The 23,548-nt window shown below is 51.1% G+C and carries 22 protein-coding genes; 13 read left to right on the forward strand and 9 right to left on the reverse strand.

Features of this window, described 5'->3' with window-relative positions; all coding sequences use genetic code 11:
* Window positions 1-3: 3 nt before the first annotated feature.
* Both MD588_RS12620 and MD588_RS12625 read left to right on the forward strand, forming a co-directional pair.
* Window positions 4-1,515, forward strand: a complete 1,512-nt coding sequence (locus tag MD588_RS12620; protein ID WP_265697651.1) for an SPOR domain-containing protein — start codon at window positions 4-6, stop codon at window positions 1,513-1,515.
* Window positions 1,516-1,623: 108 nt separating this feature from the next.
* Entirely contained in the window at window positions 1,624-2,460 is an 837-nt protein-coding gene (locus MD588_RS12625; protein WP_265697652.1) for a Dam family site-specific DNA-(adenine-N6)-methyltransferase, read from the forward strand.
* Between the two features lie 9 nt (window positions 2,461-2,469).
* Here MD588_RS12625 and MD588_RS12630 read toward each other — a convergent pair whose 3' ends face one another.
* Window positions 2,470-2,691, reverse strand: a complete 222-nt coding sequence (locus tag MD588_RS12630; protein WP_265697653.1) for a DUF2970 domain-containing protein — start codon at window positions 2,689-2,691, stop codon at window positions 2,470-2,472.
* A 152-nt stretch (window positions 2,692-2,843) separates the two neighbouring features.
* Between MD588_RS12630 and rpe the strand changes: the two genes are divergently transcribed.
* The 9 genes from rpe to MD588_RS12675 all read left to right on the forward strand — a co-directional run bounded on the left by rpe (window position 2,844) and on the right by MD588_RS12675 (window position 14,463).
* Window positions 2,844-3,518 (forward strand): ribulose-phosphate 3-epimerase, encoded by a 675-nt coding sequence (rpe, locus tag MD588_RS12635; RefSeq protein WP_265697655.1) that lies wholly within the window; start codon window positions 2,844-2,846, stop codon window positions 3,516-3,518.
* Entirely contained in the window at window positions 3,518-4,207 is a 690-nt protein-coding gene (locus MD588_RS12640; protein ID WP_265697657.1) for a phosphoglycolate phosphatase, read from the forward strand. The genes rpe and MD588_RS12640 overlap by 1 nt, the downstream gene beginning before the upstream one ends.
* Before the next feature lie 97 nt (window positions 4,208-4,304).
* Complete coding sequence (trpS, locus tag MD588_RS12645; RefSeq protein ID WP_265697658.1) at window positions 4,305-5,318, forward strand: tryptophan--tRNA ligase; 1,014 nt, start codon at window positions 4,305-4,307, stop codon at window positions 5,316-5,318.
* A 264-nt stretch (window positions 5,319-5,582) separates the two neighbouring features.
* On the forward strand, window positions 5,583-8,588 hold the full coding sequence (locus tag MD588_RS12650) for an ExeM/NucH family extracellular endonuclease (protein ID WP_265697659.1): 3,006 nt from the start codon (window positions 5,583-5,585) through the stop codon (window positions 8,586-8,588).
* A gap of 162 nt (window positions 8,589-8,750) precedes the next feature.
* Complete coding sequence (locus tag MD588_RS12655; protein WP_265697704.1) at window positions 8,751-9,326, forward strand: aminodeoxychorismate/anthranilate synthase component II; 576 nt, start codon at window positions 8,751-8,753, stop codon at window positions 9,324-9,326.
* Window positions 9,327-9,737: 411 nt separating this feature from the next.
* Window positions 9,738-10,952 (forward strand): aspartate aminotransferase family protein, encoded by a 1,215-nt coding sequence (locus tag MD588_RS12660; protein WP_265697660.1) that lies wholly within the window; start codon window positions 9,738-9,740, stop codon window positions 10,950-10,952.
* 179 nt (window positions 10,953-11,131) lie between these two features.
* Window positions 11,132-12,148 carry an arginine N-succinyltransferase gene (gene astA, locus MD588_RS12665; protein WP_265697662.1) on the forward strand — a complete coding sequence of 339 codons (1,017 nt, stop codon included), beginning with the start codon at window positions 11,132-11,134 and terminating at the stop codon, window positions 12,146-12,148.
* A gap of 17 nt (window positions 12,149-12,165) precedes the next feature.
* Window positions 12,166-13,623, forward strand: coding sequence for a succinylglutamate-semialdehyde dehydrogenase (gene astD, locus MD588_RS12670; RefSeq protein ID WP_265697663.1), 1,458 nt, complete (start codon window positions 12,166-12,168; stop codon window positions 13,621-13,623).
* Window positions 13,624-13,668: 45 nt separating this feature from the next.
* Window positions 13,669-14,463 (forward strand): DUF1338 domain-containing protein, encoded by a 795-nt coding sequence (locus MD588_RS12675; RefSeq protein WP_265697665.1) that lies wholly within the window; start codon window positions 13,669-13,671, stop codon window positions 14,461-14,463.
* 46 nt (window positions 14,464-14,509) lie between these two features.
* Here the strand turns inward: MD588_RS12675 and MD588_RS12680 are convergent, their stop codons facing one another.
* On the reverse strand, window positions 14,510-14,722 hold the full coding sequence (locus MD588_RS12680) for a hypothetical protein (protein WP_265697666.1): 213 nt from the start codon (window positions 14,720-14,722) through the stop codon (window positions 14,510-14,512).
* A gap of 204 nt (window positions 14,723-14,926) precedes the next feature.
* The gene (gene crp, locus MD588_RS12685) at window positions 14,927-15,559 is read right to left on the reverse strand and encodes a cAMP-activated global transcriptional regulator CRP (protein ID WP_036801200.1); all 633 of its coding nucleotides are present in this window, start codon (window positions 15,557-15,559) and stop codon (window positions 14,927-14,929) included.
* A 272-nt stretch (window positions 15,560-15,831) separates the two neighbouring features.
* Between crp and MD588_RS12690 the strand changes: the two genes are divergently transcribed.
* A complete protein-coding gene (locus MD588_RS12690) occupies window positions 15,832-16,236 on the forward strand; it encodes an OsmC family protein (RefSeq protein ID WP_265697667.1) in 405 nt (134 codons plus the stop codon).
* A 127-nt stretch (window positions 16,237-16,363) separates the two neighbouring features.
* Here MD588_RS12690 and MD588_RS12695 read toward each other — a convergent pair whose 3' ends face one another.
* From MD588_RS12695 to MD588_RS12710, 4 genes are all read right to left on the reverse strand, one after another.
* Window positions 16,364-17,233 carry a phosphoribulokinase gene (locus tag MD588_RS12695; protein WP_265697668.1) on the reverse strand — a complete coding sequence of 290 codons (870 nt, stop codon included), beginning with the start codon at window positions 17,231-17,233 and terminating at the stop codon, window positions 16,364-16,366.
* 150 nt (window positions 17,234-17,383) lie between these two features.
* Complete coding sequence (locus MD588_RS12700; RefSeq protein ID WP_265697669.1) at window positions 17,384-17,602, reverse strand: YheU family protein; 219 nt, start codon at window positions 17,600-17,602, stop codon at window positions 17,384-17,386.
* Between the two features lie 177 nt (window positions 17,603-17,779).
* Window positions 17,780-18,751: a hydrolase gene (locus tag MD588_RS12705; RefSeq protein ID WP_265697670.1), complete on the reverse strand. Its 972-nt coding sequence runs from the start codon at window positions 18,749-18,751 to the stop codon at window positions 17,780-17,782.
* Window positions 18,752-18,769: 18 nt separating this feature from the next.
* Window positions 18,770-20,170: an aminotransferase-like domain-containing protein gene (locus MD588_RS12710; RefSeq protein ID WP_265697672.1), complete on the reverse strand. Its 1,401-nt coding sequence runs from the start codon at window positions 20,168-20,170 to the stop codon at window positions 18,770-18,772.
* A gap of 128 nt (window positions 20,171-20,298) precedes the next feature.
* Here MD588_RS12710 and MD588_RS12715 point away from each other — a divergent pair, with 128 nt between their 5' ends.
* Entirely contained in the window at window positions 20,299-20,898 is a 600-nt protein-coding gene (locus tag MD588_RS12715) for a LysE family translocator (protein ID WP_265697673.1), read from the forward strand.
* Between the two features lie 49 nt (window positions 20,899-20,947).
* Here the strand turns inward: MD588_RS12715 and MD588_RS12720 are convergent, their stop codons facing one another.
* Together MD588_RS12720 and MD588_RS12725 are read right to left on the reverse strand one after the other, a co-directional pair.
* On the reverse strand, window positions 20,948-21,397 hold the full coding sequence (locus MD588_RS12720; protein ID WP_265697674.1) for a TIGR02444 family protein: 450 nt from the start codon (window positions 21,395-21,397) through the stop codon (window positions 20,948-20,950).
* Window positions 21,398-21,413: 16 nt separating this feature from the next.
* The gene (locus MD588_RS12725) at window positions 21,414-23,339 is read right to left on the reverse strand and encodes an ABC transporter ATP-binding protein (protein WP_265697676.1); all 1,926 of its coding nucleotides are present in this window, start codon (window positions 23,337-23,339) and stop codon (window positions 21,414-21,416) included.
* Window positions 23,340-23,548: the final 209 nt, after the last annotated feature.

A 23,548-nucleotide genomic window follows, 5' to 3' on the forward strand; every position in this document is an offset into this window, starting at 1 on the left:
AACATGACCCGTGGCACCCAAGTCGCTATGTTGGATCTGGACAGTCAGATCCAGCTTCTTTCCCGAATTCAATTCTTAACCCGCTTTAGTTCCAATCTTATTCAGATCACCGGTAGTGAAGGTGCAGGTAAAACCTGGTTGGCACAACGGTATCTGGAGCTGTGGGCAGATAATAGTAATCAGGCATTACTACTGTGTCATCCTGCCCAGAACGACAGCCAGCACCGGTCAATTCTTCTGAAGCAGCTTGTTGCCCAACCATTATTTAATGATCAAGACCCGTTGCAGCAAAGCGTTGAGCGCATGCTTGAGGGCAGCCCTGTCAACCTGTTGCTGGTGATCGATGATGCCCATTTGCTGAGTCCAGCGTTAATCGCGGAGCTATGGGCGCTGGTACAAAAGGCGCAGAGCGAACCAGGTTGGCAAATCAATGTATTGCTATTTAGCCAAAGAGAGCGGCTTAATAAATATCTTAGCCAGGTTTCTCATGGTCAGGGTACGACCCCCCTTGAACTAGAAATTACGGACTTTACTGAACAAGAAGTACAAACTTTTGTCGAAGTAATGTTCACCAGTGATCAACTGGATGCAAACGGAAGGCGGGCGCTCAAAGAGAAGGCAAGTATCAGCTCGCCGACTCCGGGAGCACTGATGCAATTAGACCAAACGGAGCAGTCAAACATGGCAGGTTCATCCTCACGTAGAATTTCACCGGTGGCATTACTTGTGATCTTACTGGCCGTGGCTGTTGCTGGCGTCGTGTTCTGGCTTTTCCCGGCCACTGAACAGGATACAGCGGAAGAGCAAAGCGAGCATCCGCAAGCATTTGTTGAAGAAGTGCAGGAGCCTGTGCTTTCAAGTGGACGTTTTGACGAACCGGAACCGGTAGGCGACTTGCTCAAGAGTGAGGAGCCCGACAATACCGTGGAGAGTGATGATTCCCACAGTTTGCCGCCGGAAGTCTCGCTGGAAGGGTTGACTGTTGGGCGTAGCGAGGAAAACCAGCGTGTCGTGGTGCCGTCGGATGTGGTGGATGCGATGATTAGCGAGCAGGCATTGGGCGGTAGTGGTGAGCAGGCTGTTGCCGAAAGCGCGATGGAAGCGATTTCGCCAGAAACGGCGAGTGAGCCGCCATTACCTGAACCTGAGCAGCCAGTCCCGGCTAGCAATACATCGAGCACTGAGCCTGTCATTGAGACAACAAATGTTAAATCCGATGTGGTAGGAACTGAGCTTAAAACGATCGACCAGCGTCACTACGCCTTGCAACTGGCAGCCCTGAAATCCATGACCGCGGCCAATAATTTTATTGCTGATTATGGAATAGCTCAGATTGCGACGATTTATGAAACTCGCCGTAACGGAGAGCCGTGGTTTATTATCATCACAGGGGATTACCCCGATATGCTGTCAGCGCGCAGAGCCGAAACGCGGTTGCCGGAAAGACTCCAGGCGGTTCAGCCATGGGTGAAATCTTATGCACAAATTCACCGTGAAATTGAACGAGTAAAATAATCACGGTAGTTAGCAGATATTTACGTGAATTGGTATCAGACTCGGTGTGAAATGAGGTACAATCCGCCACCTTTCGTAGCAATATCGGTATTGGTGGTGGTTAGCTGAATGAAAAAGCATCGTGCATTCCTGAAGTGGGCTGGAGGTAAATATTCTCTGGTCGAGGAAATCGAGCGCCATCTTCCACCTGCGCGTAAATTGGTCGAGCCTTTTGTCGGGGCCGGCTCTGTTTTCCTGAACACCGATTTTGAGCAATACCTGCTGGCAGATATCAACCCGGATTTGATTAACCTCTATAACATCCTGAAAGAGAAGCCTGAGCAGTACATCAAAGATGTGAAAGCGTTATTCACGCCAGAGTACAACCAGAAAGGGACTTACCTGGAAATCCGTGAGGCTTTCAACAACACCGATGATCCTTATATCCGCTCGCTGTACTTCTTGTATATGAACCGCCACGGTTTCAATGGCTTGTGCCGTTACAACAAGAAAGGCGGCTTCAACGTCCCGTTTGGCTCCTATAAGAAGCCCTACTTTCCGGAAGAGGAGATGTTCTTCTTTGCGGAAAAAGCAAAACGTGCCACTTTTGTCTGTGAAGGTTACCACCAGACCTTTTCGCGGGCTCGCAAGGGCTGCGTGATTTATTGCGATCCGCCGTATGCGCCATTGTCGACGACGGCAAACTTTACCTCCTATGCCGGCAATGGCTTTAGCCTTGACGATCAGGCTGCACTTGCGGATGTTGCGGAAAAAGCAGCGACAGAGCGAGATATTCCGGTACTGATCTCGAACCATGATACGACACTGACCCGTCGCCTTTACCATGGTGCCGACCTGTCGGTGGTGAAAGTGAAACGGACGATTAGCCGCAACGGCAGTGGTCGCAACAAGGTCGACGAGCTATTGGCATTGTTTACACCTGCAAAGACACAACCTGAAAGCTAGGCCGAAAAGCTAAGGTGCCGCGGTAACCGAGAAGGTGATCGCCAGCAATACGGCGACAAAAAGTACAATGGCGACTATCCCGCCAATAATGAACGGCCAGGGGCTTCGTTGAGCAAAGTCTGCCTGGCGGTTGCTGTCAGACTGTACCCCGAACAGCGCAGCGGCAACGCTAAGGGCAATATTACTTTTTGCCGTGCGCTCGGTGGCGGGCTTGTTTCCTTCCGATTTCATTTGTTATTCATCCCTGTTTTGCCATCACCCATCTTTGTCTTTCAAGCATAGTCACAAAACCAAACGAGATCCGTTAAGACATCGTTAACCGGATCGGGTAGAATTGCGCCGATTTTACCGACCGTATCGTTTGTATCGTATAGAGGCTGAACATGAAGGACTTTTTGATCGCTCCATCTATCCTATCTGCAGATTTCGCACGTCTTGGTGAAGACGTCGAGAAAGTATTGGCTGCAGGTGCAGATGTGGTTCACTTTGATGTGATGGACAATCACTATGTGCCAAACCTGACTTTTGGCGCACCAATATGTAAGGCATTGCGTGACTACGGCATTGCTGCGCCGATTGATGTTCACCTTATGGTTAAGCCGGTTGATCGCATTATCCCGGATTTTGCCAAGGCTGGGGCGACGATGATCACCTTCCACGCCGAGGCCACTGAGCATCTGGATCGTACCTTGCAGTTGATTAAAGAGCACGGTTGTCAGGCGGGTGTGGTATTGAACCCGGCCACTCCGCTTCATCACCTAGACTACGTGATGGATAAAATTGACATGATCCTGCTGATGTCTGTCAACCCAGGTTTTGGTGGCCAGGCATTTATTCCAAATACACTGAATAAACTGCGTGAATTGCGTAAGCGTATTGATGCGTCTGGCCGTGATATTCGCCTGGAAATTGATGGCGGTGTGAAGGTTGATAACATTCGTGAAATCGCCGAAGCGGGTGCAGACATGTTTGTTGCCGGCTCTGCAATCTTTAACCAGCCTGATTACAAAGCTGTGATTGATGAAATGCGAGCAGAACTGGCCAAGGTCGAGCGTTAATGGATTATTTCAAAGGCATTCGGTTTATTGCTTTTGACCTAGATGGAACGCTGCTCGACAGCGTTCCTGATCTGGCTGAAGCGGCAGACCAGGCCATGCGTGCCCTAGGTCGCCCGGGCGTGACAGTCGAGCAGGTGACAACCTGGATTGGCAACGGCGCCGATGTGCTGATTGGCCGTGCCCTGAGTCGCAGCCTTGAGGTCGACCCGCAGTTAGACCCAAAATTACATAAAGAAGCTCGCCAACTGTTTGATCGTTTCTACGATGCGGGTGGCCACAAACAGAGCGCACTGTATACCGGGGTGAAAGAGACTCTAGCCTCTTTTCATCAGGCCGGCATTCCGATGGCGATTGTGACCAATAAGCCAGCTCAGTTTGTGCCGCATTTACTGGAACAGCATGACATCAGCGACTACTTTGTCGATGTGATTGGCGGCGATACCTTTCCGCTCAAAAAGCCCGATCCGTTTGCCTTGCATTGGCTGATGGAAAAGCATCAGCTGGCGGCAACAGAGATGCTGATGGTCGGAGACTCCCGTAACGATATCTTGGCGGCAAAAGCAGCAACATGTTATGTTGTCGGACTGACCTACGGTTACAATTATGGTCAGCCGATCAGTGACAGTGAACCCGATATTGTGCTGGATCACTTTAGTCAGTTGGCGGAAGTGGTTAAACTAGACAGCTAGTACGGTCAGGTCTGCGTTTATCTGACAACAGGTTTTGAATATTAGCCAGCGGCACTCGTGCCGCTGCTTATCTTTAGTGACATAGGAAAATCCCATCATGAGTAAACCCATTGTATTGAGTGGCGTCCAGCCTTCTGGCGAATTGAGTATTGGTAACTATTTGGGTGCGCTGCGTCAGTGGGAACAGATGCAGGATGATTATGATTGCCAGTACTGTGTTGTAGACCTTCACGCAATCACCGTCCGCCAGGATCCAAAGGCGTTGCATGAAGCAACGCTAGATGCGTTGGCGATTTGTCTTGCCGTTGGTGTGGATCCAAAGAAGAGCACGCTGTTTGTTCAGTCACATGTGCCTGAGCATGCCCAACTTGGCTGGCTGCTGAACTGTTACACTCAGATGGGTGAACTGAGCCGTATGACCCAGTTCAAGGATAAATCACAGCGCCATGCGAATGACGTCAATGTTGGCCTGTTTGGTTATCCGGTACTGATGGCGGCAGATATTCTGCTTTACGGCGCGCACCAGGTACCAGTTGGTAGTGATCAGAAGCAGCACCTTGAGCTTGCCCGTGACATCGCAACCCGTTTTAACAATATCTACGGTAATGATGAAGCTATCTTCCAGGTGCCAGAGCCTTACATCCCGACCATTGGCGCGCGTGTAATGAGCCTGCAGGATGCCACCAAGAAGATGTCCAAGTCAGACGATAACCGCAAGAACGTGATCACGTTGTTGGAAGAGCCAAAATCGATCATCAAGAAGATCAACAAGGCACAAACCGATACCGAAACGCCACCGCGTATCGCCCACGGTGTCGACAAAGCAGGTATCACCAACCTGATGGGTCTGTACTCGGCGGCGACAGGCAAGTCGTTTGAAGAGATCGAAGCACAATACCAGGGTGTTGAGATGTACGGCCCGTTCAAGAAAGACGTTGGCGAGGCGATTGTGGCGATGCTTGAGCCGGTTCAGGCTGAATACAAGCGTATTCGTGCAGACCGCGCCTACATGGATTCCGTAATGAAAGCGGGCGCAGAGAAAGCCTCTGAACGCGCTGCAGTAACGCTGAAGAAGGCTTACGAAGCGGTAGGTTTTGTCACTCGTCCTTAGTAATTACTGTTCTATGTATTCTAAAAAGCCGGCATATTGTCGGCTTTTTTGTTTTTGTGCTTCAAATCTTTGACGCCTTTCTTTAGTACTTTACCCATCCTGTTGAAAAAAGCCCAAAAAATGAGCGAGCAATCGTTTTCTAGAGCATTAACTCGAACCATTGTCACATTTAAGCATTAAGCGACTAGATGCTTTGTCATATCTGTCCAGAATGTCCTGCATATCAAAAAAAAATGTATAGCAGTGAAGCTGAGAGGTTTGAAAATGAGACATTTATCGCGTACCGCCGTAGCGTTGGCAGTCGGTTCAGCCATTTCTATGAGTGCCCAGGCCGATGTTCTTATGACGGAGTGGGTAGAGAATGGCAACGATAAGGCTATTGAAATATACAATAGCGGTGAGCAGGCCGCTGATTTAAGCCAATATACGCTAGTACAGCATAATAATCAGAATTCTGGTTCAGAGCCAAAATCCCTAAAGTTGACTGGCGAGTTAGGGGCCGGACAGATTTTGGTTATCGCTCATTCTCAGCTTGCAGCAAAGCTCGATAGCAGTATCAATGTTCAGGAGTATGGTCTTTCATTCAATGGTGAGAAAGGGGATGCCGTTGCACTTGAGCTTGATGGTACAACCATCGATATCATTGGCTATATGGGGACAGACCAGAAGAATTTTGGTGATAATGCCTCTCTACAGCGCAACCTCGACAGCCTAACGCCAAGCGCTACTTTTGAGCTATCCAACTGGACCGATGCCGGTAAAGGTAATTATGACGGCTTAGGCTCGGTAGAAGCCATTGAGCCACCACCGGCTTTTGTGTGCGAGACGGAAGATGGCAGTGAGCCTACCTTTACCTCCATCAATGCGATTCAGGGGGACGGAGGTAAGTCACCGCTGATTGAGGATGGCTTCATTACTGAAGATGAATACTTTGTCCGTGGTGTCGTTACAGCCCGTGGTGAAAGCCTGTTCAAGGGCTTCTTCTTGCATGCACTTGATGCTGACGGTAATGACAGTACCTCTGATGGCCTGTTTATCTATACGGGTGCCGCACCGAGCGACGACATTCAGCCGGGTGTTGAAGTCTGTGTTAAAGGTAAGGTACAAGAGTTCTATAACCAGACTCAACTAGCGTCCAGCAATAATAGCTACGCAGTTACTGAGCCAAACGGTACTGCCCCTGAGCCTCGACTACTGGTCATTAATGAGGGAGAAACGCTTCGTGATGCGCTAGAACGTTACGAAGGTATGCTGGTTGAGCTAGATACTGATACGGATTTACGTGTTACCCGTAACTTCAGTTATGACTACGCCGGTAAACGTAACAACATGGTGCTGTCTCATAAGACACCGAATATCAAGCCAACCCAGCTGTTTGCGGCAGAGTCAGACCTAGCTAATGCCGAGAGTGATAAGAACAGTGCGAACCGGATTTTCATTGAGTCTGATTATAAAGCCCAAAGTGGTGAGCTGCCTTATTTCGCTGATTTCAACCCTGAGGATGGCTACATCCGAATTGGAGATCGCGTAGAGAACCTTGCGGGTGTTATTGGTTATAGCTATGGCGAGTATCGTCTGGTTGCTGCCAATCAGTTAACAAAAGCAGATTTTGTTCGTGATGACGAGGTTGCCCATGAGCGAACTGATGCACCAGCCTTGGTTGAGCAGGCGGGGATCAAGGTTGCCAGCTTCAATGTATTGAACTTCTTTACTAGCTACAGTGAGATCGGTGGTCCACTTAATGCCAGCTGTGCGGATCAGGCTGATGCCGATAAGTCTAGAGGCTGTAACCGTGGCGCCAAAGATGTGACTGAGTTCCAGCTTCAGCGCACTAAGATTGTTAATGCAATGAAAGCAATGGATGCCGATATTATCGGGATCATGGAGATGGAAAATAATGGCTTTGGTGATGGTAGTGCCATTAAAGACTTGCTTGATACGCTAAATTCAGAATTTAGTGATCCTTCAGATTATTATGCATATGTAGAGATTTCTGCTGAAGATGCCGAGAAGTACGCGAAAGAAGGTGCTGACTTTGAAGGGCAGAAATACTTTGGTACCGATGCGATTATGGTTGCCATGTTCTACCGCCCGGCAACGGTATCGTTAGCTGGGGATGCTCAGGTTATCGTTACCCCTGAACAGCATGGCGAAGCCTCAGATGGCAGCAACTTCGATAAATACCAGCGTCATAGCCTGCTCCAGGGCTTCAATGTCCCAGGCCAGGATGAGCCGTTGCATATCGTAGTCAACCACTTTAAATCAAAAGGCTCAGGCTGTATTGAGGATGTTGGCGCGGAAGATGACCTACAGGGTAACTGTACTGAGTTCAGGGTTTCGGCTGCAGAAGTGGTTGGCGAGGCTGTCAGTCAGTTAAAAGGTGATGTACTGGTTATCGGTGACTTGAACTCCTACGGTATGGAAGATCCGGTTCTTGCGTTGACTACAATTCCTGAAGAGCGTGAAGGTAAAGTCAAAACAGCCGCTTCAACAACCTTGGATGGCGAGGAATATGATGCTTCTGGTCGTGTGCTAGCTGAAGGTGCTGGCCTGATTAACCTCAGCGAGCCTACTGCTTTCTCATATACCTATGAAGGTGAGTTGGGCAGCTTGGACCATGTGTTGGGCAATACATCAGTAGCCGGTAAGGTTATTGATATCACTGATTGGCACATTAACTCTTTAGAAAGCAATATGTTCGAGTATGGCAGTGCGTATACTGGCGACCTTGTGAAGTCTGAAAATGCATTCTCTGCCTCTGACCATGATCCTGTGATTGTTATTCTTGGTAATAACAAAGGTATTGCTGACGGAGTGAAAGTGAAGCCGGCTAGTGAAGGTGAGTCTGCAATTTTGCCTGTTGCGGTTGCTAAAAATGATGCTGGTAAATATATTGCTGTGACTTTGAATATGACCTCTGCGTCTGCTGGATTTAAAGCTGCTGGTGACGTAAATACGGTGATTCACCAGGTGACAGAAGCTGAAGCCGAGAGTGGTAGTGCGAATGTTGCCCTACCTGCCGACTTAGAAGCAGGTAACTACCAAATCAAACTAGAGCTGTACAAGGAAGATCCGAGTACCGTTTCTGGACAGGTGCCGGCTGATTTAGGTTCAGCTGAAATCAGTGTTGAAAAAGCAGATACATCTAAAACAGGTCCAACACCTGGAGAAGATAACTCTTCAGATGACTCATCTGGCGGTTCCTTTGGTTTCGGTGCGCTACTGGCTCTGGCTGGCCTAGGCTGGACACGCCGTCGTCGCCGTGCATAATCAATCCGATTAACGGAATCAACTAAACATCAAGGCCAGCTTCTGCTGGCCTTTTTTAGCACTGTTGGCAGGCAACGAGCAACACAATCGATGTTTCCGCTTGCCTTTCTCATTCCCTATAGCAAAATAGACCGCCAACTTACCTGGGAAACTGATGGTTCAATGCTGCTGATTATCGACAACTACGATTCTTTTACCTACAACCTGTACCAGTACTTCTGCGAGTTAGGTGCCGAGGTGAAAGTGGTGCGTAATAACGAGATTGATCTTGCGGGTATTGAAGCGCTGAACCCTTCCCATCTGGTGATCTCCCCCGGCCCCTGCACGCCGAATGAAGCTGGGATTTCCCTGCAGGCCATTGAGCACTTTGCCGGTAAGCTACCCATTCTCGGGGTATGCCTCGGCCATCAGTCAATTGCCCAGGTCTTCGGTGCTGAAGTAGTACGTGCTCGCCAGGTCATGCATGGTAAAACTTCGCCGATAATCCATACCGATAGCAGTGTGTTTTCCGGGCTGAATAATCCGCTTACGGTAACTCGCTATCATTCTCTGGTGGTGAAGGCTAGCACGGTGCCGGATTGTTTCGAGATCACGGCCTGGACCGAGCTTGACGGCGAATTCGATGAAATAATGGGGATTGCCCATAAAACGCTGCCGATTGAAGGGGTACAATTCCATCCGGAAAGTATTCTGACCGAGCAGGGACATCAGCTACTGGCCAACTTTCTTCGTCGCTAACCCTCACTCTATCGATGGCGGTAGCATTTTATGCTGCCATTGCTCGTGGGAGAGTGATTAATGTACATTGTATCTGGCATATTTTTACCTCATTAGGCTGAGTTCTGCGGCTTTAGTCGGGCTTAGTATCGCGATCCTTATCACCTTTCTTAACATTCTCTTATCTTTTTGCGGTTTTTTCGTCTAGCAATCTTATGCACCTCACCTGATTGGTTCTGGCACTATTTCCTATATGGAAAAACACTTTCATTCGAATGGTGGTTAATAACTTTTCCTGAAACCCGCATAAATATGTATTAATTAGAGAATTAACCAATCGACATAAAGCATAAAAAAAATATTCTGCTATTGGAATTGGTTAATAAAATGTAAATACTATGCTTAAGGCGCAATACACAGAAGGAAAGGATGATGGCAATGGAGCACAAAGTAGAACGTCAGTTGTTTGATGAGGTAATGGTACCTTGTTATTCCCCAATGCAGATCATACCGGTGAAAGGCCAGGGTGCACGCGTATGGGATCAAGATGATCGGGAGTACATTGATTTTGCCGGCGGTATCGCAGTGAGTTGCCTGGGGCATTGTCATCCTGTGATGGTTGATGCGCTAAAAATACAGGCTGACAAGCTTTGGCATCTAAGTAATGTCATGACCAATGAGCCGGCACTGCGTCTGGCGAAGAAGCTGACTGAGCACAGCTTTGCTGAAAAGGTGTTCTTTGCAAATTCCGGTGCCGAAGCCAACGAGGCGGCGCTGAAACTTGCCCGTCGTTATGCGGCCGATAAATTTGGCCCGGAAAAATCTGAGATCATTTCGTTCCAGCAGGGCTTCCATGGCCGGACATTCTTTACCGTCACCGTGGGTGGCCAGGCTGCTTATTCTGATGGGTTCGGTCCGAAGCCAGGTGATGTAACGCACCTGGCCTACAACGATTTATCGACGCTGGCCGAACATATGTCGGAGCGTACCTGTGCCGTGATGATGGAGCCATTGCAGGGTGAGGGCGGGATTGTTTCACCGACCCAGGAGTTTATCCAAGGGGTTCGTGAACTGTGTGATAAGCACAACGCATTGCTGATTTTTGATGAAGTCCAGACTGGCAATGGTCGTACAGGTGACTTTTATGCCTATCAGGGGCTGGGTGTAACCCCGGATATCCTCAGCACCGCCAAATCACTGGGTGGCGGCTTCCCGATTGGAGCCATGCTGACGACCTCTGCGTTGGCAACGCACCTGAAAGTCGGCACTCACGGTTCGACCTACGGCGGTAACCCACTGGCCTGTGCCGTGGCAGAAGCCGTTGTGGATGAAGTAACCAAGCCGGAAGTACTGGCGGGGGTGAAAAAGCGTGAGCAGTGGTTCCGCGAAGCCCTTGACCGTATCAATGCCAAGTACCCAATCTTTGATGAGGTTCGCGGCAAAGGTTTGTTATTAGGTGCCGCCCTTAATGATGAATGGCAGGGCCGAGCCCGCGATATTCTGCTTGCCGCTGGCGAGGAGGGACTGATGGTGCTGGTGGCGGGAGCCAATGTGGTGCGCTTTACGCCATCTCTTGTGATTGAAAAGGCTGATATTGACGAGGGTATGGCGCGTCTTGAGCGTGCTATTGCCAAGCTTTATCAATAGCAGGTTCCATCAATTATTAAGCTGCACCCGTAACACATTGATAGATCTACATATCGCAGCGGCTGGCAGGAGCCGGGTCGCTGCACTTGCCTGCATGTTGAATGAGCGGGCAATTAACACACCAAATTACAATGATTAGTTAGCGGTGAATACCGCTACCTGCATCAGGAGGGAGTTCGATGCTGGTTATACGTCCTATTACTGAAGCCGATTTGCCGGCGCTTATGCAGTGCGCTGAAGAATCCGGTCATGGTTTTACTTCACTGCCAGTGAATGAGGAGATCCTTAGCAACAGGATAGCCCATTCGGTGGAAAGCTTTGCCAAAGCGGTTACCAAGCCGGGATCGGAAGGCTATCTGATGGTGGCAGAAGATACCGAGACCGGTGAAATAGCGGGTACCACAGCAATAGAAGCGGCCATCGGACTGGATAATCCTTTTTATACCTACCACCTGAGTACTGTTGTTCACTCTTCCCGTCGCCTCAATGTCCACAATGTGGTGAAGGTACTGACATTTGGTAATGACTATACCGGTGTGAGTGAGCTCTGCACTCTGTTCCTGCGTCCTGAATGGCGTGAAGGCCTCAATGGTCGTCTCTTGTCGAAATGTCGCTTCATGATGCTGGCGGAGCACCCTGAGCGCTTTGATGACACTGTGATTGCCGAAATGCGCGGTGTTTCCGATGAGGAAGGCCACTCACCGTTTTGGGAATGGCTGAAGGATCACTTCTTCTCGATTGATTTCACCCTGGCGGATTACCTGACCGGGATTGGCAAGAAAGGCTTTATTGCCGATTTGATGCCTAAGCTACCTATTTACGTTAACTTGCTGAGCCCTGAAGCGCAGGCTGTGATTGGTGAGGTACACGAGAAAACCCGCCCGGCACTGCGTCTGCTGGAACAAGAAGGTTTCAGCTGTCGCGGTTACGTTGATATTTTCGATGCTGGCCCGACGGTCGAGTGTGATGTGCGCAATATCGAATCGGTCCGCCATTCGCAGCGCTGTACGGTTGTGATTGGCGAGCCGGGCAATGGCAGAGACTGCATCATCAGCAATACCTCGTTTGAGAACTTCCGTGCCGTTGTCGGCAAGGTGGGGCTTGATAGCGATAAAGAGGAAGCATTGATGAGCGCAGAAATGGCGGAAGCATTGCAGGTGCAAAACGGGGATCAGGTTCGCCTGATCGCGCAATAACAGGACGGGAGAACATCATGACACAATGGATTGCAGGAACCTGGCAGGCAGGTAATGGCGAAGAGATGCAGTCACTGAACCCATTTTCTGGTGAGGTGATTTGGCAGGGACAGGGCGCTACGCCAGAACAGGTAGAGCAAGCCGTCGTGAGTGCGCGTCAGGCACTGGCGAGCTGGCGCAAAACGGCATTCAGCGAGCGTCAGGCCATCGTCGAGCGTTTTGCCGGCCTAGTTAAAGACAACAGTGAACATATTGCGCGTACTATTGCCGAAGAGACCGGCAAGCCGTTGTGGGAAACCCGGACCGAAGCTGGGGCGATGGTGGGAAAAATTGCTATTTCGTTGCGCGCTTATGAAGAGCGTACCGGCTATAAGCAGAAAGACGTTGCCGGAAGCCAGGCAGTGTTGCGTCATCGCCCGTTGGGGGTGATGGCGGTATTTGGCCCCTATAACTTCCCGGGTCACTTGCCCAATGGCCATATCGTACCTGCATTGCTGGCAGGCAACACCGTGGTATTCAAACCGTCTGAGCTGACGCCGAAAATTGCCGAGGAAACTATGAAGCTGTGGCAACAGGCAGGTTTGCCTGATGGCGTGATTAACCTGGTACAGGGCGCGAGGACGACTGGCGAGGCACTGGCTGGCTCGGCGGGTATCGATGGCCTGCTGTTTACCGGTAGTGCTAATACCGGGCATATTCTCCATCGCCAGTTTGCCGGCCAGCCGGGCAAGATGCTGGCGCTCGAGATGGGTGGCAATAACCCGATGGTGATCTCAAAAGACTATGGCGAGCTGGAAGCGACTGTCTACACTATTATTCAGTCAGCCTTTATCAGTGCTGGTCAACGTTGCACATGTGCCCGCCGTCTTTATCTGCCGGAAGGGGCGGAAGGCGATGCGTTGCTGGAACGGCTAGTCGAAGCGACGACACAGCTTAACATTGATGGACCGTTTGCCGAGCCCCAGCCGTTTATGGGGCCGCAGATCTCCGATGCGGCAGCCGATAACATCATTCGGGCCCAGACCAATCTGGTGAGTTTGGGCGGTGAATTGCTACTGGAAGCGAAGCGTGGCCAGGGGGCGATTGTGACGCCGGCGATTATCGAGGTCAGCAAGGTGGCAGAGCTGCCGGATGAAGAGTATTTCGGTCCGTTGCTACAGGTGGTTCGCTATCAGGAGCTGGAGCAGGCGGTTACCTTGGCTAACAATACCCGTTATGGCTTGTCGGCAGGTCTGGTGTCTACTGATGATGAGGAGTGGCAGTATTTTATTGATCATATTCGTGCCGGTATTGTAAACCGCAACCGTCAGCTGACCGGTGCCAGCGGTGATGCCCCGTTCGGAGGCCCTGGCGCTTCCGGTAACCTACGTCCAAGCGCGTATTATGCGGCAGATTATTGCGCCTATCCTATGGCGTCAATGGAAGGCGAGCAAACCGAGCTGCCGGCCCAGTTATCGCCAGGGATTAAACTGTAACAAGTGACAGTAATACCTATCAATCAGTAAGGGGACAGGATCATCATGGAAAGGGTCGAACAACTGTTTAACGCGCTGTGGCAGGACTATATCCAGCGCTTGTGCCCGTCAGCAGCTCAAGTTCATGATCTGCTGGAGGAAGGCGAGCCCCTGCTCAATGATCATATTGCATTGCGAACTTTCAATTTGCCGCAGGTCGGTCTTGATCGCCTTGCCGCTCCGTTTATCGCTATAGGTTATAAACCGTGCGGTAGGTACCATTTCGAGCAGAAGAAGCTATATGCCGAGCATTTTGAACACCCAAACCCGCTAGCACCAAAGGTGTTCATCAGTGAGTTGATGGTCGGGCAATTTTCGTCATTGCTACAGGAGACGGTTCGTGATTTGGTGAACCAGGTTCCCGAGGCTGCGATGCACGATCCGGCATTTCTATCTGGCGGGCGGTTATGGAACTTGGATTTTGCAACCTATGAATTGCTTTCCGCGGAAAGCGAGTATGCAGGATGGCTGGCAGCCCATGGTTTTGGTGCCAATCACTTCACGGTCAGCATCAATCAGCTCGAGCAATTTACCGAGATTAGCGAAGTGAACCATTTGCTGCGCCATAACGGCTTTTCGATTAATGAGTCGGGTGGTGAAGTGAAAGGGAGTCCTGAGGTGATGCTGGAGCAGTCTTCTACGATGGCTGACCGGGTTCCGGTCAACTTTAGCGATGGTGAGAGAGTTATCCCCGGCGGGTTCTATGAGTTTGCCAAACGCTACCCGATGGCGGACGGCGAGCTTTATCAGGGCTTCGTTGAGGCCTCGGCCGATAAGATCTTCGAGAGTACTGACCAATAGACTTGCTACGGTGATCAGAGATCACCGTGCAAGCTTGCTTCTGGTATCAGTGCTGGCTATCCAGCGGTGATACCCAAGGTTCATCATTGGTGTGATGTCTGCGGCCTGAATGGCCAAATAAGGCTTGTTGTTCCAGGTAATGGCGGCGGTCGCTGAATCCGGTCAGCTCGACGGTGGCAGGCAGGGTTTTGATTACAGCTGGGATCACCGTCCCGGCATTGGCAGCAAAGCGCTCGATATCCATATCAGTACATTCCATGTTATCCCGTTCGTATCTGATCTCTTTCCTCAGTGCAGGTTCAGACCACGTGGTATATATGACTCATATGCACAATGTAGCATTAATTGGGGGGAGTGCAAGGGGCTGGATAGTGAGCCGGACGACAATTATGTTTGTAAGGTATGACTGCAGAAACAAAAAAAGCCGCATTATGCGGCTTTTTATCATTTCGGAGCAGGAGGCTTAGCGCGTACCGTAAACAACAATCGTTTTACCGTGCGCTGAAATTAGGTTCTGCTCTTCAAGCATCTTCAGGATACGACCCACGGTTTCACGGGAACAACCCACGATCTGACCGATTTCCTGACGAGTGATTTTAATCTGCATACCGTCTGGGTGAGTCATCGCGTCAGGCTGCTTCGCTAGGTTCAGCAGGGTCTGTGCGATACGGCCTGTAACATCCAAGAATGCAAGGTCACCTACCTTCTGGCTAGTCACTTGCAGGCGGCTTGCCATCTGAGCTGAAAGGCGCATCAAGATGTCAGGGTTAACCTGAATAAGCTGGCGGAACTTCTTGAATGAAATTTCAGCCACTTCACAAGGTGTTTTCGCACGAACCCAAGCTGTACGCTCCTGGCCTTCTTCAAATAGGCCGAGTTCACCAATGAAGTCACCTTGGTTTAGGTAAGACAGGATCATTTCCTTGCCTTCTTCATCCTTGATCAATACGGCAACAGAACCTTTGACAATGTAGTAGAGAGTTTCTGCTTTTTCACCCGCATGAATCAAAGTACTTTTTGAAGGGTATTTATGAATGTGGCAATGGGAAAGAAACCACTCTAGAGTTGGATCTGTTTGAGGTTTACCTGGAACCATATTACTAACTTCCTCTGCGTTTGTTGCCCAACAACGACATCCCTATAATTTGAGGCTGGGCCTAACAATAGAATCGTTTGCCGTCTAAGATATTCAGCCAGCCGCTGGGCTGCAAGCTCACGTGAATAATTAATTCAGAGTTTATCTTTTTTCGGCGCGTATTTCTTGATATTGATCTATCTGAAATGGCCATTTTGTAGTCATAAGTGTGCACATGATCACACAGTTGTCAGTTAGTGCCAAATCCCCCTGTTTGAAGTAAGGAGAAAGCAATGCAATCACGAGTGAAATGGGTCGAAGAAATGACCTTTCTTGGGCAGTCAAATTCTGGTCACAGTGTCGTTATGGATGGCAATGGGGGCGAAAAAGCACCGAGCCCGATGGAGATGGTACTGATGGCGGCGGGAGGGTGCAGCTCCGTCGATGTTGTCGATGGGCTAAAGTCTGCCGGACAGAAAATCACCGCCTGTGAAGCGCAGATTTCTTCCGTACGTCGCGAGCAGGCTCCTCGAATTTTCACCTCTGCCAACCTGCACTTTGTGGTTACCGGTCACGATCTGGATGATGCGCTGGTCGCCAAGATCGTTGCTGACTCGCTGCAGAAGTATTGTTCGGTATGCCTGATGCTGGGTGAGGGAGTGGAAATGACCCACTCTTATGAAGTGCTCAAGGCGTAAGAGACGGCTTTCTCTACGTATAAGCCTATCTGTGCATAGGTTTAATAGGAGCTTGTGGGCATATCGTCTGTACAGCATAGAGTAACGAGAAGCCAGTTTCTCGTTACTCTATAGGCACACTTCTGCTTTAACCTATCTTCCCTGTTTCAATTAACTGCTGGATCAGCGGCCGCATGATCAGCTCCATCGCAAAACTCATTTTACCGCCGGGTACCACCAGGGTGTTGTGGCGTGACATAAAGGATCCCTGGATCATCGACAGCAGGTAGGGGAAGTCGACATTCTTGATCCCGCGGAAACGGATCACCACAAAGCTTTCGTCCAGACTGGGAATCGCCTTGGCGCTAAGCGGGTTCGAGGTATCGACGGTCGGTACGCGCTGGAAGTTGATGTGGGTACGTGAGAATTGCGGGGTGATATAGTTGAGGTAGTCGTCCATCGAGCGGACAATTGACTCCATGACCGCCTCCCGGGAATGACCGCGATCTCGGGTGTCTCTGACGATCTTCTGGATCCACTCAAGGTTGACGATTGGTACCATGCCAATCAGCAGGTCGACATGCTGGGCAACGTTCGTTTCACCATCTACCACGCCACCGTGCAATCCCTCGTAAAATAACACATCGGTATTCTCCGGCAGCTCTTGCCAAGGGGTAAAGGTGCCTGGCATTTGGTTATAGGGAACAGCCTCGTCGAAGGTATGCAGGTAACGGCGGAACTTGCCACTGCCGTCGTCACCATACTGGCGGAAAAATGCCTCTAGCAGTGGGAAATCATTGGCCTGAGGGCCAAAGTAGCTGATGTGCCGTCCCTGTTCCTTGGCTTTGCGAATCTCGACATCCATTTCCGGGCGGGTAAAGCGGTGAAAGCTATCCCCCTCCAGCCAGGCGGCATTAATGCCCATCATATTGAACATTTTTCGGAAAGCTTCAGAGGTAGTGGAGGTTCCGGCGCCTGAAGACCCTGTTACTGCAATGATTGGATTTTTTGCAGACATGACAAACCCTGTCGTTAACATTAACGGAAAGAGTTATTAACAGGCTGTTGAAGAAAGGTCAAGCATAACCCGGGTTCGATGACAAAAAATGATACCGTTGCCATGTACTATATCCGGGCTAGGAATGACGCATTGGGCGATTCTAGAGTCTTAAGCGCCCAGTTCTCGGCGTAGCTTGATATCGACAGATTCATGTAGTTCGGAGAACACAATGACTGCCTCGCCGCCAGCCAGCTGCTGGCGAACATGCTGCACCTTTTGTGCCATCGTCAGCTCGCTTTCGCCGTAGTCGGTGCCTTCGCGCAGAACAAAATGTTCAATTAGGTTGGTGAGGGTATCGGGATCGATGTCTTGCCACGGGATTATCATTGAGGGAGATCTACGGTTACTGATGATAGGTTGATTATATTGTCAATTGGCCGAAATGTCAGAGAGAGTTCCTAGAACCTGGGAAAAGCGAGTCCTAGGCAAACCAGGCTCTAGGGAGAGAAAGAGCTTGCTAGAGCCGTGTGGTTGTTGAAACCTGCCTTGCAGGACCCTGGCCTCTTAGTTTCCCGTCACTTCCCTAAACCAGGCCGGTACCGTTTCTTCCAGCCAAAAACGCGGATTGCGCCATGAACCGGAAACAAAACCGACATGACCGCCGTATGGGGTGAGGTGGTAGTCGATATTATCAGGCAGTGGTTGGGGCGGGATCACCGCGGAGGTCATAAACGGATCGTCGGCGGCATGGATGATCCGCAGTCGGGTTTTAACATGCTGTAGCTTGCCAATACCGCTGCAGCGCTGGTAATAGTCGGAGGCATCCTTGAATCCATGTAGGGGAGCAGTTACCTGTTCGTCAAATTGCCACAGCGAGCGGATTTGTTGAACCTGCTGTGCCGCCAGCGGCATTTCTTCCGGCAGAGCAGCAATCTTGAGGCTAAGATTTTTTTTCATTGAGCCTAACAGGTACTGCTGGTAGATCCGGGAAAAGCCTTGTTGAATTCGATCGGAGCAGGAGGCCAGGTTCAATGGTGGGGAAATTACCTGCGCTGCTTCAAGCTCTGATTGCTCAGAATTTTCCGCCAGGTAGTTAACCAGCATATTGCCGCCCAGCGAGACGCCGACTGCCCAGAGCGGGTTGTTGGGAAACTGTTGCCGTAACCTGCGAATAAAAAACGTCGCATCGGTGGTTTCACCGGAGTGGTAGCCACGAGCCCTGCGGTTGATCTCGCCACTACAGCCGCGAAAGTGCATCATCACCCCGAGCCAGCTTTGCTGTTTGGCGGCATGTAGCAGCCCGTTGGCATAAGGGCTGCGGAAGCTGCCTTCCAAGCCATGGAACAGGATCATGATTGGCTGGTCGGATGGATAATCCTTGGCGGGGGCTGTCCACGCTAAGTCCAGGAAATCGCCATCCGGTGTTTCAATCCGCTGTTCTATTGGGGCAAACAGGGGCTTGCGGCGAATGAAGCGCGGCAGCAGGGTCTGCAGGTGGGCGTTGCGCAGTCCGCTTGCGGGTTCAAAAGGTTTCATGGGCAGACATTCCTTCGGCTACAGGGGGAAATCGTTCATCGGATCTTTTTCTAGCAGCTCAGCCAATATTAGCAAGCCCTGCTCCAGTTTGTGATGGCTGAAAGGGGCGCTGATGGCTAAGCGGACGGCTGGCGGGATCGTAGCGCCAGGCGGGGAAAACATCTCGGCTGATTTGATGATCACGCCTTGTTGCTCCGCAGCCGAGACGAAATCGCTGAGTCGCCAGTATTCCGGTAGCGTCAGCCAGACATGAAAACTGTCTGGGGTATGCTGAATGGCGAATTTTCCGAGGTGCTGGGTAACCAGCTGTTGACGCGCATTGATATCGCGGTGGATTTGCTGAAGTACCCGATCAGCATCGCCATTGCGGAGCATTTCGCAGGCCAGGCCAGTCAGCAGCGGACTGATCATCAGGCTGTGGTTGTGCAGTGCGGTATTGAGTCGCTGCTGAAGCTTTTGGGGGACCTGAATGTAGCCAAGCCGCAGGCCCGGAGCCAGGCACTTCGACAGCCCGCCAATATGGATCACCTGCTCAGGGGCGAGGTTGAGCATAGGAGTCGGCCGCTGTTCGGGCAGCAGGCCGTTCACATCATCTTCAATTAACAAGACCTGATGCTGACGGCATACCTCGATGACTTCACGGCGGCGCTGCTCTCCCATGGTTGCCGTGGTTGGGTTCTGCAGGGTCGGGGTGCAATAAAGCATACGCGGCTGGAACTGGCGACAGGCTGCATCGAGACTTGCTGGAATGATCCCCTCGTGGTCAACCTCCACCGGCTTCACATTGATCTGCTGCTGCCTGGCCAGGCTGAGGAAGCCCGGATAGGTGACTTGCTCAACGAGCAGCGTGTCGCCTTGGCGGCAAAATGCAGACAACAGGAGGTGGGCGGCATGCTGGCCGCCAGAGGTGAAGTGCATGCGCTGCGGATCAATCTCAAGGCCTTTTTTCTGTAGCCAGCTAGCAACGATTTGGCGGTGCTCCTCCAACCCCTGCGGATCGTGGTACAGCATCATCTGGTTTAGCTGATCAGGTTGGTGGGAGAGGTTGCCCATTGCCTGTTTTAGCATAGCTGAGCGGTCAAGGTGGGGCGGGATATTGTGACCGAGGTTGCAGGCTTCTTCCTCCTGGGGCGAATAATTGTACACCCAGCTTGGTGCATTTTGCTGGCAGACAAAAGTCCCGGCACCGACCCGGGCCTCAACGAGTTCTCGCTGTTCTACTTCGGCATAGGCTCTGGTGATGGTGCCGACAGTGACCTTGAGCTGATCGGCGAGAGCACGGTGGGTTGGTAACTTCTGCCCGGCGGACAGTGTTCCCGATGCGATATGCTGCTCAATGGCGTCGGCGATCTGGCGGTACAAGGGGGCACTTTTGTGCTCTCCGCTTGGGGTGTCGAGTACAATATTTATGATTGTCATGGTGACAATAAACCTTTTGATCTCAATAAATCCTGCTGTTAGGGTTCATTTTGTACGGTTTAGCAATGTAGAGCAATCTTAATTGCTGATTGTATCGATACAATTCTGCAGGGAGGTATTTGAGAACAATGTGGGAATGGCAATTTATTATGTCGCTGGCAGCTTTTGCAGCCACGATGACCGGGACACCGGGGCCGAATAACATTATGGTAACGGCATCGGGGGCCAACTTTGGCTACTGGCGGACAATGCCCCATATGATGGGTATCGGTTTTGGCCTGGTGTCGATGATTGTACTGGTTGCCGCGGGACTGGGAGTGATATTCAGCCAGCTTCCTTTCCTGCATGATCTGCTGCGCTGGGCCGGGAGTGCTTACCTGCTTTATCTGGCCTGGAAGATCGCCTCGGCAAGATCTGCGATCCGGGCTGCTCAGCAAGACAGTCAGCCGATGACGTTTTGGGCGGCGGCAATGTTTCAGTATGTCAATCCGAAAGCGTGGATGATGTCCGTGACGGCTATTAGTACTTTTACGGTCGCGGGTGAGCTTTATTGGCAGTCGGCGATGCTAGTGGCTGGGATCTTTTTCCTGATTTGCTTCCCGAGTGTCTCGATCTGGGCAAGCTTTGGCACCTTGATTGGCCGTTGGCTCCACAGTACCAAAGCGCGCAGGGTATTTAACACTGTAATGGGAGCGCTGACTGCAGGTTGTGTGGTGATGATTTGGTAAAGGCAGTGTCTAAACAGGGCAATAGAAAGTAGTAAGCAAAGATGAAGGATTAAGGTCGAGCCTGTAACTGATGCAGTAGCACGGATGCCTTGAGTTGCTTGCAGTAGCTGGCAAGGTTGTCGGATCTCGCAGCGTGCTTGGGGGTGAGGTCTTCAAACTGATTGCACTGGGCGACGAGATTGTGCTGTTGGTCTTGTTCCAATGTGAGCTCGAATGCCAGAAGTTGCTGGTAGCCCGTTTGATCCAACTGCGTTTTTAGCTGTTTTCGCATCGTTCTAAATTGCTGCAATCGGACATCGCTGGCGTAGAGCCCGGCAATGAGTGTATCGAGCTCAGGGAGCGTCAATGCGATATGCTGCGTATCAAGCCAATGTAGCAGTAGGGCAAGGTTAACATTGCCCTGGTAGGTATTCTGTAGGGTCATGCAAGCAGGTTGGACGCCAGCCTGGGCATAATGCGCCAGGCTGAACTGCCAAAAGTCTTGTGGGTTCAGACTCACCGAACTACCTGAAGGTTTAGATGTTGGCACTGAACTGGGCTTCCATCGCTTCAAGCTCTTCCTGCAATTCCATCCATTCCATTTCTACCTCTTCCAGCGATGATTTTGCATCTCCCTGGCGTTTAAGTTGCTCGTTGAGGCGGACTTTGTTGTCGGCGTCATAGATCGTCGGATCTGAGAGCTGCTGCTCGGCATCTGCTACCTCTGCACTCAGCTTTTCCATTTGCTTATCAAGCTGGGTGATCTTCTTGCGCAGCGGTGCGGTTTGCTTGCGGAACTCGGCTTCCAGGCGTTTTTGTTCTTTGCGTGATGCCGCACTGTTGTCTTTGGTTGTTTCAGGTTTGGCTGCCTGCTGTTCACGGCGCTCATTACGCTGCTGCTCGGTGAGCCACTTGTGGTAGTCATTCAAATCACCATCAAACGGCATTACCTGGCGGTTATGAACCAGGTACAGGTCATCGGTGGTCGCACGAAGCAGGTAGCGGTCGTGACTGACGATAACCATAGCCCCTTCGTAGGACTGCAGTGCCAGAGTCAGTGCCTGGCGCATATCCAAGTCCAGGTGGTTGGTTGGTTCATCGAGTAGCAATAGGTTCGGGCGCTGCCATACAATTAGCGCCAGTACCAAGCGGGCTTTTTCACCGCCCGAGAACGGACCGACCTTATCCAGCGCCTTGTCGCCGACAAAGCCAAAGCTGCCGAGGTAATCTCGCAGCTGCTGCTCGGTTGCCTGCGGAGCAATGCGGGCCAGGTGCTGAACCGGGGTATCATCAAGACGCAGGGTCTCTAATTGGTGCTGGGCAAAGTAGCCAATTTTGACGCCTTGCGAATAGGTCAGATCACCCGCCTGTGCCGGTAGTTCGCCAGACAAAAGTTTGATTAGGGTCGACTTACCCGCGCCATTACGCCCAAGCAGGCCGATACGGCTGCCCGGTACCAGGTTGAGACGGATTTTCTCCAGGATCAGGTTGTCACCGTAACCGGCTGCCACTTCATCCATCATCATGATCGGGTTAGGCAGGGCTGACGGTTCACGGAACTCGAAGCTGAACGGGTTATCGAACTGGGCTGGCAGCACTTTTTCCATCCGCTCCAGGGCCTTGATACGGCTTTGTGCCTGACGGGCTTTGCTGGCTTTGTAGCGGAAGCGGTCGATATACGACTGCATGTGCGACATTTGCTTTTGCTGCTTCTGGTACATGGCCTGCTGCAGGACCAGCTTTTCCGCGCGTTGGTTTTCAAACGATGAATAGTTGCCGGTGTAGCTGTTCAGAGTCTGGTTTTCGATATGGATAATGCGGCCGACAACCGGATCAAGGAAGTCACGGTCATGGGAGATCAGTACCAGGGTGCCGCGATAGCTCTGCAGCCACTTTTCCAGCCACATGACTGCATCGAGATCCAGGTGGTTGGTCGGTTCATCGAGCAGTAACAGATCGGAACGGCACAGCAGAGCCTGGGCAAGGTTCAAACGCATCCGCCAGCCCCCTGAGAACTGGGTCAGGTTCCATTGCATCTGCTCCTGGGAAAAGCCAAGGCCGTCAAGCAGTTCGGCGGCACGGGCATTGATGCTATAGCCTCCGATGGTATCTAGTTTGCCGTGGAGTTCAGCAACCTTGGTACCGTTGTTGGCTTCTTCGGCTGCGGTAAGCTCATGCTCTAACTGGCGATATTCGCGATCACCGTCAATGACATACTCAATGGCACTGCGCTCCAGGGCCGGTGTCTCCTGGGCAACCCAGGCCAGTTCCCAGTTGGCGGGGAACTGACAGTTTCCTGCATCTACGCTTAATTCACCTTTTAGTAAAGCAAATAGAGTAGATTTACCACAGCCGTTCTTGCCGACAAGGCCGACCTTGTCGCCGGGATGGATAGTGGCCGTGGCGTTTTCGAGAAGGGCTTTACCGCCACGTAATAATTGAATGTCCGAAAAGGTGATCATCGACAGTGTCGGGGTAGCCCCGCTCCGAAAATAAAAGTGCACGAAATGAGCGGCAGTCTATACCAAACAGCCATTGACTGCTAACCCAGAAGGTGGTGATGCCGTGAGAATCAGCAAGATGTGATTATGAATTTGGATTCAGGCGATCCGCTTTAGTAACAATTATGTATGATGTGTATAGGTGTAAAAGTAATTGTTGCTCCTGAGGG

The organism is Photobacterium obscurum, from assembly GCF_026191635.1.
Classification (GTDB): Bacteria; Pseudomonadota; Gammaproteobacteria; order Enterobacterales; family Vibrionaceae; genus Photobacterium; species Photobacterium obscurum.